Source organism: Psychrobacter sp. 1U2 (assembly GCF_051847575.1).
On sequence record NZ_JBPYDC010001702.1, the window covers coordinates 1 to 539 of the forward strand.

Below are 539 nucleotides of genomic sequence, written 5' to 3' on the forward strand. Positions count from 1 at the left end.
CCGTGCATTTTAAACATAAAGCGCCCGAAAAAATACCTTATGCGATCAATCGCTATCTTCGTGAAGCCGAGCGTCATTATGAGGTGCTAGATAAGCATATGGAAGGCCGTGAATATTTGGTCGGTGACGACTACTCTATTGCGGATATTTCAGCTTGGGGCTGGGTTGATAAAGCAACGTTTGTATTGGGCGAAGAAGGATTAGATAATTATCCAAACCTCAAACGTTGGTTTACTAGTATAAACACTCGTCCTGCGGTAGATAAAGCCCGCAATATTGCTAAAGACATTCAGTTCAAATCTGACTTTGATGACGCAGCTGCACGTGCCCTCTATCCACAAAACTTTGCGAAAAACGCTGAATAACCACAGACATAGAAATAGGAATAATAATGGAAAACCAATATGTACCCCCGAAAATCTGGACGCATGATACAGAGAGTGGCGGTAAGTGGGCCAGTGTGAATCGCCCCGTTTCAGGTGCTACCCATGAAAAACAGTTGCCAATAGGCAAACATGCTTTGCAACTATATTCAATGG

The 539-nt window shown here is 43.2% G+C and carries 1 protein-coding gene; it reads left to right on the forward strand.

Going from position 1 to position 539, the window contains the following annotated elements; all coding sequences use genetic code 11:
* On the forward strand, window positions 1-365 hold a 365-nt coding region (locus ACS8FD_RS23970; protein WP_439277686.1), incomplete at its 5' end, for a glutathione binding-like protein.
* Window positions 366-539: the final 174 nt, after the last annotated feature.